At 71.2% G+C, this 10,078-nt stretch carries 8 protein-coding genes; 5 read left to right on the top strand and 3 right to left on the bottom strand.

Annotated elements, in window-relative coordinates:
• Nucleotides 1-116 precede the first annotated feature (116 nt).
• The 3 genes from ACIBLC_RS40905 to ACIBLC_RS40895 form a co-directional block, all read right to left on the bottom strand.
• Entirely contained in the window at nt 117-1,349 is a 1,233-nt protein-coding gene (locus tag ACIBLC_RS40905) for a DUF5667 domain-containing protein (RefSeq protein ID WP_399216583.1), read from the bottom strand.
• A gap of 264 nt (nt 1,350-1,613) precedes the next feature.
• Nucleotides 1,614-2,384 carry an ECF subfamily RNA polymerase sigma factor, BldN family gene (locus ACIBLC_RS40900; protein ID WP_399216582.1) on the bottom strand — a complete coding sequence of 257 codons (771 nt, stop codon included), beginning with the start codon at nt 2,382-2,384 and terminating at the stop codon, nt 1,614-1,616.
• Nucleotides 2,385-2,764: 380 nt separating this feature from the next.
• A complete protein-coding gene (locus ACIBLC_RS40895) occupies nt 2,765-3,706 on the bottom strand; it encodes an HAD family hydrolase (protein ID WP_399216581.1) in 942 nt (313 codons plus the stop codon).
• A gap of 182 nt (nt 3,707-3,888) precedes the next feature.
• Here ACIBLC_RS40895 and ACIBLC_RS40890 point away from each other — a divergent pair, with 182 nt between their 5' ends.
• The 5 genes from ACIBLC_RS40890 to ACIBLC_RS40870 all read left to right on the top strand — a co-directional run bounded on the left by ACIBLC_RS40890 (nt 3,889) and on the right by ACIBLC_RS40870 (nt 9,846).
• Nucleotides 3,889-4,188 carry a glutaredoxin family protein gene (locus ACIBLC_RS40890; RefSeq protein WP_399216580.1) on the top strand — a complete coding sequence of 100 codons (300 nt, stop codon included), beginning with the start codon at nt 3,889-3,891 and terminating at the stop codon, nt 4,186-4,188.
• 324 nt (nt 4,189-4,512) lie between these two features.
• Nucleotides 4,513-5,277 (top strand): redox-sensing transcriptional repressor Rex, encoded by a 765-nt coding sequence (locus ACIBLC_RS40885; protein WP_399216579.1) that lies wholly within the window; start codon nt 4,513-4,515, stop codon nt 5,275-5,277.
• Nucleotides 5,274-7,151: a glutamyl-tRNA reductase gene (locus ACIBLC_RS40880; RefSeq protein WP_399216578.1), complete on the top strand. Its 1,878-nt coding sequence runs from the start codon at nt 5,274-5,276 to the stop codon at nt 7,149-7,151. Before ACIBLC_RS40885 ends, ACIBLC_RS40880 begins: the two co-directional genes overlap by 4 nt.
• Nucleotides 7,148-8,107, top strand: coding sequence for a hydroxymethylbilane synthase (gene hemC / locus ACIBLC_RS40875; protein WP_399216577.1), 960 nt, complete (start codon nt 7,148-7,150; stop codon nt 8,105-8,107). The genes ACIBLC_RS40880 and hemC overlap by 4 nt, the downstream gene beginning before the upstream one ends.
• Nucleotides 8,104-9,846 carry a uroporphyrinogen-III synthase gene (locus tag ACIBLC_RS40870; RefSeq protein WP_399216576.1) on the top strand — a complete coding sequence of 581 codons (1,743 nt, stop codon included), beginning with the start codon at nt 8,104-8,106 and terminating at the stop codon, nt 9,844-9,846. Before hemC ends, ACIBLC_RS40870 begins: the two co-directional genes overlap by 4 nt.
• Nucleotides 9,847-10,078 lie beyond the last annotated feature (232 nt).

The following is a 10,078-nucleotide window of genomic DNA, read 5'->3' as shown; positions in this document are numbered from 1 at the left end:
GCGGGGGGGGGGTTGGCGTCGCCCGGTGGGCCTGGTGCCGTGTCGGGGGGGGGGGGGGGGGGGGGGCCCCCCTGCGTGCCCGGGGCCCCCCCCACCGTCGTACAGCCGCACATGAGCTAGCCGACGTCCTCGCTGTCGATGCCCAGTCCGGGGAGCAGGCCCGGGAGGAGCGGGGGCAGCGTGACGTCCGGTTCGCCGGTGGACGGGGTGCTCTTGCCGGTGGACGGGGAGGCGGAGCCGGTGTCGTCCTTCGGCGGGTCCAGGAGGCCGCCGGTGTTGCCGCCGAGCAGGCCCTCGTCCTGGCTGCCCGAGGTGGACGGCTTGGGTTTGCCGCTGCTCTGGCTGCTGCTGGAGGCACTGCCGCCGCTGGGGGCGCTGGGCGCCGGACGGTCCGTACCGGAGGACGAGGAGGACTCGGAGCTGGAGCCGCGGTGGCGGCCCGTGCCCTCCTGTGTGGGCGGCTGTGGGAGCAGCGAGCGCAGGGGGTCGACCTCTTGGTCTATGGCGTCGAAGACCGAGGAGACCTGGTCTCTGACGTCACCGAGCTGCACGGGCAGCCGGTCGCGCAGTGCGCCCCATGCCTCGCGGTGGGACTGCGAGAAGGCTGACAGGGCCTGGATGGGGGCCAGCGAGCCGTCCCGTTCGTACGCCTCGTGCAGCAGGCGGTGGCCTTCGGTCGCGTCGTGCCGCATGCCCGACAGGGCGCGGCGGATCTCGCCGAGGGACTCGTGGTCGAGCTGACCGGAGCGGTCGCGCTCCATCAGGCGGCGGGCCTCGCTGAGACGGGTCGAGGCCTGGTCGAGATAGAGCTCGCCCCGGTCGCTCTCTCCGTGGGCCAGGCCCAGCTTGATGTCCTCCATGCCGCGCTTCAGCCCGTACAGCGAGTCACCGGGGAGGGCGTCGGAGCTGGCGGCGGCCACGCCGCCGAAGGCTCCGGCGGCCACGCCGACGGTGAGTCCGCCGGCGGCGAGCCCCTTCGACAGGCGGGAACGCGGACGCAGCTTGCCAAGACCGGTCGCCCGGTGCGCGCCCCGGCCCCGGTGGGACCGCTGCTCGGGCACCGAGGTGCCCGGCCCTCCGGCGGCGGTGCCCTCGAGCAGCATGGCCTCCATCGCGGCGACGAGCTGGGCTCGCTGCACGACTTTGACCTCGGGGTCCAGCTCCGGTTTGGGCAGCTCGCCGAGACCGGTGGCGAGGGCCATCAGCAGGCCCTCATCGGTCTGTTCCGCAGCAGCTTGGGACGGTGCCGATCCATCGGGCTGATCGGCCGCCGTGCCCTGGTCGGAATGCTCGTCCAGGGCCAGGGCGAAGGCGTTCGCCCGCCGGTGTGCCGATACGTTCGCGATCACTGGCGGCACCTCCTCTCATCATGACGGTCGACTCCCCAGGGGGTCCTGAGGGTTGCACTCCCTGACCACAACCACACGATCGAGTGATCGATGGTGGTCGGGGAGTGACCACAGGGAGCCTGTATCCCGCACAACGAGCGTCGCGGCACTTGGGTTACGGACGACGGATGATCGGACCGCAAAGTCAACAGACTTTTACGGAAGGTGAGTTGAGCGTCGCTGAGCGTGCGGGGTCGCTATGGCGTTTGTCCGGGCGTACCGGGCTCAGCGGGCGTCTTCCGGGAGGAGCCGCGCGAGGGTGCGGACCGCCCGGTACTGGAGGGTCTTGATCGCGCCCTCGTTCTTGCCCATCACACGGGCGGTCTCGGCGACCGAGAGCCCCTGGAGGAAGCGCAGGGTCACGCATTCCTGTTGCTGGGGGTTGAGCCGTTTCACGGCGTCCAGCAGTGCCGTGTTCGACAGGGACTCCAGGACGGCGTCCTCGGGGCTCCGCTCGACCTCGTTGGCGTCGAGCATCTCGCCCGTGGTCACCTCCAGCCGGAAGCGGCTGGACTTGAAGTGGTCGGCGACCAGGTTGCGGGCGATGGTGACCAGCCAGGCGCCGAAGTCGCGGCCCTGCCAGGTAAAGGTTCCGATGCGGCGCAGGGCGCGCAGGAACGTCTCGCTGGTGAGGTCCTCCGCGGTCGCCTTTCCGCCGACGCGGTAATAGATATAGCGGTACACGGTGTCGCTGTACTGGTCGTAGAGACGGCCGAAGGCATCGGCCTCGCCCGCTTGGGCGCGCTCCACGAGTTCCATCATCCGGGCGCTGTCGCTGTCTGCGGCCGGGCGGCGTGCGGTGGTGGCCGAGCTCGAGCGGCCCCGTCTGCCGACCGCCGCGCTTCCGTCGGCCAGGGCGTAACAGGGGCCGACGGGCGCGGGGCCGGCGAAGGCGGGGACGGCGTACGCGGTGGGGACGAAGCCGCGCAAGCGGTCCAGAACCGTTGCGCGCAGCGTAGCCAGGCCCGAGGCGTCAACCCCGACGTGTGAGTACACGGGACTCCCAGAGGCAGAGCTTCCATCACGTTCAGTGCGGAACCGTTCACCCGTCGTAGCGACGGAGGGGTGGCGGTTTGCGTCTGAGGAGAATAACGCTTCGTACAGGCGGCGCTACACCGAGTTGCTAAAATCACCGATTGCGTCGCTTCTGTTACTTATTGGCGCCGCTTCAAGTGCCGGACAGTGACCGTTTGTTGATCATTTCGGTCCGTGTTCCGTTTGAGTGCGGGGCGTGTTGTGGCCGACCGCGGCCAACGGGACTGGCGGGGGTGGCGTGCGGGTAGGAGGCGGGATTACCCCGCGGCGCGTCATGGGGCCCCTGAACGGGCTCGGTGACGGTGGCGGACCGAGGGCTCGGTGGCGGTCGCGGGACGGGCTCAGCGACGGCGGCGGTGCAGGGCGATCGCGGCTGCCGTGCCGCCCGCCACCGCGCCCACTCCGGCGGCGGCCGGGATGCCGACCTTCGCCGCCTTGCGGCCCGTCCGGTAGTCGCGCAGGCGCCATTCCAGGTCGCGGGCGTGCTTGCGGAGCTTGCTGTCGGGATTGATCGCGTAGGGGTGGCCGACCAGCGAGAGCATGGGAATGTCGTTGTGCGAGTCGCTGTAGGCGGCGCAGCGGGAGAGGTCCAGGCCCTCCGCGGCGGCCAGCGCGCGAACCGCCTCCGCCTTCGCGGGGCCGTGCAGCGGTTCGCCGACCAGCTTGCCCGTGTAGACGCCGTTCACCGACTCGGCGACCGTGCCCAACGCGCCGGTCAGGCCCAGGCGACGGGCGATCACCGTGGCGATCTCGACGGGGGCGGCTGTGACCAGCCACACCTTCTGGCCGGCGTCGAGGTGGGCCTCGGCCAGCGCGCGCGTGCCCGGCCAGATCCGCTCGGCCATGTACTCGTCGTAGATCTCCTCGCCGATGGACATCAGCTCGGCGACCCGGTGGCCCTTGACGATCGACAGCGCCGAGTCGCGGGCTTCCTGCATGTGTTCCGGATCCTCGATGCCCGCGAGCCTGAACCACGCCTGCTGCCAGGCGAACCGGGCGAGGTCGCGTGTCTCGAAGAACTTCCGCTTGTGCAGTCCGCGGCCGAAGTGGAAGATCGCGGCGCCCTGCATCACGGTGTTGTCGAGGTCGAAGAACGCGGCGGCCCTGACGTCGCCGAGTACCGGGAAGGCCGGTTCCTCGGCGGGGACGCCGGGCGAGGCCTGCGCGAGTTCCTCCAGCTCCTGGGAGGTTTTGCGGGCTGCCTCCGCCGAGGCCTCGCCTGCCAACACGCTCCGCGCCGTGGCGGAGCGCCTACGGGGAGTGAGCCATCCGAGAGCGGCCATGTCGTGAGCATAGCCAGTTTGTTCGGTGGTTCCGGAGTCGCGAGGATTCGGCGCCGTGAACTCTCCGCGACCGAGCCGTTAAAGAAACGGTCCGGACGGTGTGTCGGGGCGGCGAACCCGGCGCTTCGGTGTCCTGGGCCCGGGAGGGCCCCGCCGGGCGCGGGGGGCGTGAGAATGGCCCTATGAGTTCCATGTTCCGGCGCGACGGGCGCCGTACGGAGAAGGCGGCGGCCGCGGCTTCCGGTCGGGCGCGGCTGGTCACTCTCGTCAGGAAGCCCGGGTGTCATTTGTGTGATGACGCACAGGAAGTGGTCGAGCGGGTCTGCGGGGAGGCCGGGGTGGCCTGGGAGATGAAGGACATCAGTACGGACGAGGAACTGCACCGCGCGTACTGGGAGCAGATCCCTGTCGTGCTGGTGGACGGCGCCCAGCACACGTTCTGGAGGGTGAACGAGGAGCGCCTCCGCAAAGCCCTCGCATAGCCGGGAGTGGCTGATCGTGGCGCGATCGTGGCCTGACTGAGTAGTCCAACCGGTCCGGAAAGTCGCTTAGGATCGACCGCGATTGGTCTCGGGGGCGGGATGCGTTGAGGAGTGTGTGCGGTTTTGCCCCCTTCAGGCGAGGAACGAAACTGCCTGCGTGCCGGTTCCGTACCTGTGCGCCGGGCGTGCGTGACCCCGGTCACGTTGGCCGGGCAAATCGGACACCATCTTTGTGCACGCGTTCACAAAGACATAGCCTGCATTGGACGGGGCGGTCTAGGTACGTGTGACCGCCTGCAGCCCCGCGCTACCCGCAGGAGCACCGTGGCAACTGGCCGAACTCACCGACCGGCGACCCGCAGCCGAGGGATTCCCGAGGCCACCGTCGCCCGCCTTCCGCTGTACCTCCGAGCCCTCACCGCACTGTCGGAACGCTCGGTACCCACGGTCTCCTCCGAGGAGCTCGCGGCCGCCGCGGGAGTCAACTCCGCGAAGCTGCGCAAGGACTTCTCCTACCTCGGCTCCTACGGGACGCGTGGTGTGGGGTACGACGTCGAGTATCTCGTGTACCAGATCTCCCGCGAACTGGGCCTCACCCAGGACTGGCCGGTCGTGATCGTCGGTATCGGTAACCTCGGCGCCGCGCTGGCCAACTACGGTGGATTCGCCTCCCGCGGATTCCGGGTCGCCGCGCTGATCGACGCCGATCCCGAGATGTCGGGCAAGCAGGTCGCCGGGATCGCGGTGCAGCACAGCGACGGCCTGGAGAAGATCATCGACGAGAACGGCGTCTCCATCGGGGTCATCACCACCCCGCCGGGTGTCGCCCAGGCGGTCTGCGACCGGCTCGTCGCCGCCGGCGTCACCTCCATCCTCAACTTCGCGCCGACCGTCCTGACCGTCCCGGACGGTGTCGACGTACGCAAGGTCGATCTCTCCATCGAGCTGCAGATCCTCGCCTTCCACGAGCAGCGCAAGGCCGGCGAGGAGGCCGAGGCGCAGGCCGCCGCGGCCGCCGTGCTCCCGGCCGCCCAGGGCAAGTCCGGCAAAGGGCCTGACGGGGACGTCCCCGCCGTGATGCCGGCATGAGTCTCCTGGTCGTCGGGCTGAGTCACCGCAGCGCTCCGGTCAGTGTCCTGGAGCGGGCCGCGCTGTCCGCGGACGCGCAGGTCAAGCTGTTGCAGGACACCCTCGCCGCCGAGCCGGCCACCGAGGCCGCGGTACTCGCTACCTGCAACCGGATCGAGCTGTACGCCGACGTGGACAAGTTCCACGCGGGCGTCGCCGAGCTCTCCACGCTGCTCGCCCAGCACAGCGGGGTCGGGCTCGAGGAGCTCACTCCCTACTTGTACGTGCACTACGAGGACCGTGCCGTCCACCATCTGTTCTCGGTGGCGTGCGGGCTCGACTCGATGGTCGTGGGCGAGGGCCAGATCCTCGGCCAGATCAAGGACGCGCTGGCCACCGGGCAGGAACTGCGCACCGCGGGCCGCCTGTTGAACGACCTGTTCCAGCAGGCCCTGCGGGTCGGCAAGCGTGCCCACTCCGAGACGGGCATCGACCGCGCGGGCCAGTCCCTGGTCACCTTCGGCCTGGAGCAACTGGCGCACGGCGCCCCGGCCGACGTCTGGCTGAAGGGCAAGCGGGCGCTGGTCCTCGGCGCCGGCTCGATGTCCTCGCTGGCCGCCGCGACGCTGGCGCGCGCCGGGGTCGCCGAGATCGTCGTCGCCAACCGCACGCTGGACCGCGCGGAGCGGCTCGCCCACCTGCTCGGAGAGCAGTATGGACAGCGCCTCACCGACAGCGACGAAACGGACGTGCTGGCCCGCGCGGTACCGATCGATTCGGTGCCGTTCGAGCTGACACGTGCCGACATCGCCGTCTCCTGTACGGGCGCGACCGGGCTCGTCCTGTCGGCCGAGTCCGTTGTCGCCGCGGTCACCGGGCGTACGGCGGAGCCCGTGGTCCAGGGCGCGGACGGCGGCCGCCGTTCAGTGCCGGGCGGATCCGGTCGTACGACCGTCCCGGCCGCCGTACGGGAGGACCTGCCGCCCACGACTGCCGGGACCGACGACGGCTGTCCGCTCGACCTGTCCGCCGTGCAGACCACGGCCGGGTTCTCCGTGCTGGGCGAGGCCGCCGTGGCCGGGATGGGCGCGGCCGAGCTGGAACAGCACGCGGCCTGGGTGGACAAGGGTGACGTGGCGGGCCGGGCGGGGGCCGCGGGCTCCGCGACCGCCCAGCGCACGGCCCAGGTCACCGGCACCGGGGCCGCGCAGGACACCGACGCCGGCTTCGCCGCGTCGCTCGACCCGGCGGCCGACTCCGACGCCATCGCCGCGCTGACCGCGCTGGCCGCCACCGTCGGCCGGGTGCCCGAGCGGCGCAGGCCCGAGCCCGTCGCCGAGGCGCCCCGGCCCGCTCCCGTACTCGCGCTCCTCGACCTGGCGATGCCCCGTGACATCGACGCGGCCGTGCACCGGCTGCTCGGGGTGCGGCTCGTCGACATCGAGTCGCTCGCCGACGCGTCCGCGGACGCTCCGATGGCCGCCGACGTGGACCAGGTGAAACGGATCGTCTCCGAAGAGGTGGCCGCCTTCGGCGCCGCCCTGCGGGCCGCGCACATCACCCCCACCGTCGTCGCGCTGCGGACCATGGCCGCCGACGTCGTCGCGAACGAGATCGCGCGCCTCGACGGTCGGCTGCCCGGCCTCGACGACAGGCAGCGCGGGGAGATCACCCAGACCGTGCGGCGCGTGGTGGACAAACTGCTGCACGCGCCGACCGTACGGGTCAGGCAACTGGCCGCCGAACCCGGCGGCGCCGGGTACGCGGACGCGCTGCGGACCCTGTTCGACCTGGACCCCGAGACGGTCGCCTCCGTCTCGCGGGCCGAGGAGAGCGAAAGCGGCACCGAAAACGCCCAGAACACAGAGAACGCCGAGAACCGAGGGCGAGCATGAATGAGCAGGCTTTGAGGCTGGGGACGAGGCGAAGCAGACTCGCCCTGGCCCAGTCCGGGCAGGTGGCGGACGCCGTGAGTCAAGTGACCGGACGGCCGGTCGAGCTGGTGGAGATCACGACGTACGGCGACACCTCCCGCGAGAACCTCGCGCAGATCGGCGGCACGGGGGTGTTCGTGACCGCGCTGCGCGACGCGCTCCTCGCCAAGGACGTCGACTTCGCCGTGCACTCCCTCAAGGATCTGCCGACCGGACAGCCCGACGACCTGGCGCTGGCCGCCGTGCCGCTGCGCGAGGACCCGCGTGACGTGCTGGTCGCCCGCGACGGGCTGACCTTCGCGGAGCTGCCGGCCGGGGCGCGGATCGGCACCGGTTCGCCGCGCCGGATGGCCCAGTTGAACGCGTACGCGCGCAATCACGGGACGACGATCGAGACGGTCGCGATCCGCGGGAACGTCGACACCCGGATCGGATACGTCCGCGAGGGCGAGCTGGACGCCGTCGTGCTCGCCGCCGCCGGCCTCAGCCGCCTCGGACGGACCGAGGAAGTGACGGACTTCCTGTCCGTCGACACAGTTTTGCCCGCCCCCGGCCAGGGGGCCCTGGCGATCGAGTGTGCCGCGGACAACGCGGACCTCGTCGCAGCGCTCGGCGAACTCGACGACCCGCTCAGCCGGGCCGCCGTGACCGCCGAACGGTCCCTGCTCGCCGCCCTGGAGGCCGGCTGCAGCGCACCTGTGGGTGCGTACGCCGACCTGCTGGCCGACGGGCAGATTGTCAAGGAAATGCGCCTGCGCGGCGTCGTCGGCACGACCGACGGCTCGACGCTGGTGCAGTTGTCCACCACCGGTCCCGTGCCCGAGACGTACGACCAAGCAATGGCGCTCGGCCGTGAACTCGCTGCCGAGATGCTTGCCAAGGGCGCGGCCGGTCTGATGGGGGAGCGAGCACAGTGAGCCCCACCAACCTTCCCGCCGGTCCGGAACACGGGCACGTCACCTTCCTTGGTGCCGGACCCGGGGATCCGGGACTACTGACACTGCGCGCCGTAGAGGCGCTGGCGAACGCGGATGTACTCGTCGCCGAGCACGAGGTGCTCGACGTCGTCCGCGCACACGCCCGACCAGGCGTCGCCGTACTGCCTACGGATACCGACCCCGGTACAGGCGGCAACGCGTCGCCCGTGGGCGCGACTTCATCCATGAGCGCGTACTCGGGTACAGGCACGCCTCAGCTGAAGGTTGTTGACGGTACGTCAGCAACCGTTGGTGACCCCGTGTTGAGGGACGCTGCCAATCTTGTCATGACGGCCGCACGGGGCGGCAAGCGGGTCGTGCGTGCGGTGTCCGGGGACCCCGGACTAGATACGTACGCCGCCGAGGAAATGCTCGCCTGCGTGGCCGCGGGTGTGCCGTTCGAGGTGGTTCCCGGTGTCGCGGCCGCCGTCGGGGTGCCCGCGTACGCGGGTGTGCCGCTGCGGGACGCGCAGGGCGCGGATGTGCGGTTCGTCGACGCGCGGACGGCATCCGACCGGTGCTGGACCGAGGTCGGCGCGTCCGACGGGACGGTCGTCGTCTCCTCGACGCTCGACTCGGTGGGCGCGGCGGCCGGTGAGCTGGTCGCCGCGGGCCGCAAGCCCGATACGCCGATGACGGTCACCGTCGCGGGTACGACCACCCGGCAGCGGACCTGGGCCGCCACGCTCGGCACCATCGCGCAGACGCTGAAGCAGGCGAAGGTTCTCCCCTCCCCGGAGGGGCACCGTCCGGTGATAGCCGTGGTCGGTGAGCGTTCCGCCGCCGCCCAGCGCGACCAGTTGTCGTGGTTCGAGTCCAAGCCGCTGTTCGGCTGGAAGGTTCTCGTGCCGCGTACGAAGGAGCAGGCGGTGTCGCTCTCCGACCAGTTGCGGTCGTACGGGGCCGTCCCGCACGAGGTGCCGACGATCGCCGTCGAGCCGCCGCGGACGCCTCAGCAGATGGAGCGGGCGGTCAAGGGTCTGGTCACCGGCCGCTACGAGTGGATCGCCTTCACCTCGGTCAACGCGGTGAAGGCGGTGCGGGAGAAGTTCGAGGAGTACGGGCTCGACGCGCGCGCCTTCGCCGGGATCAAGGTGGCGGCGGTGGGCGAGCAGACGGCCAAGGCGCTGGTCGCCTTCGGCGTGAAGCCGGATCTGGTGCCGAGCGGGGAGCAGTCCGCCGCCGGGTTGCTGGAGGACTGGCCGCCGTACGACCCGGTGTTCGACCCGATCGACCGGGTGTTCCTGCCGCGGGCCGATATCGCGACCGAGACGCTGGTCGCCGGGCTGATCGAGCTGGGCTGGGAGGTCGACGACGTCACGGCCTACCGGACCGTGCGGGCGTCGCCGCCGCCGGTCGAGACGCGCGAGGCGATCAAGGGCGGCGGCTTCGACGCCGTGCTCTTCACGTCGTCCTCCACCGTGCGGAACCTGGTGGGTATCGCGGGCAAGCCGCACAACGTGACGGTGATCGCCTGTATCGGGCCCGCCACCGCGAAGACGGCCGAGGAGCATGGGCTGCGGGTCGATGTGATGGCTCCGGAGCCGTCCGTGCACAAGCTGGCGGAGGCGCTGGCGGACTTTGGGCTGCGGCGGCGGGCGGCGGCTGCGGAGGCGGGGGATCCTGTCACTCGGCCGAGTGAGCGGCGGCCTGGGTCTCGGCGGCGGCGTACGACGTAGGTACGGGTTTTGAGTTTGATGTGGGGTGACTCCCGTGGCTTCGGCTGCGGGAGTCATTTCTGTTTGGCGCGGGTGCTGTGTCCGGGGCCGGGGCCGGGTTCGGGTTCGGGTTCGGCCGGTGGGTGGGTGGGTGGGTGGGTCGGGGGCCGGGGGCCGGGCCACCCCCCCCCCCCCCCCGGCCCGAGGGTTTGCGGGATGGGGGGGGGGCGGGGTCACGGGCGTACGCGCGCGG

It is taken from the genome of Streptomyces sp. NPDC050535, from assembly GCF_044457665.1.
GTDB lineage: Bacteria > Actinomycetota > Actinomycetes > Streptomycetales > Streptomycetaceae > Streptomyces.
Note: the sequence above shows the minus strand (reverse complement) of the source record. Positions and strands in the feature narration are given on the sequence as shown.

What these genes read in the sequence shown, in the direction of transcription:
- ACIBLC_RS40895 (WP_399216581.1), bottom strand. Translation starts at nt 3,706, where the DNA reads ATGGCCGCTCTCGGATGGCTCACTCCCCGTAGGCGCTCCGCCACGGCG.
- ACIBLC_RS40890 (WP_399216580.1), top strand. Translation starts at nt 3,889, where the DNA reads ATGAGTTCCATGTTCCGGCGCGACGGGCGCCGTACGGAGAAGGCGGCG.
- ACIBLC_RS40880 (WP_399216578.1), top strand. Translation starts at nt 5,274, where the DNA reads ATGAGTCTCCTGGTCGTCGGGCTGAGTCACCGCAGCGCTCCGGTCAGT.
- hemC (WP_399216577.1), top strand. Translation starts at nt 7,148, where the DNA reads ATGAATGAGCAGGCTTTGAGGCTGGGGACGAGGCGAAGCAGACTCGCC.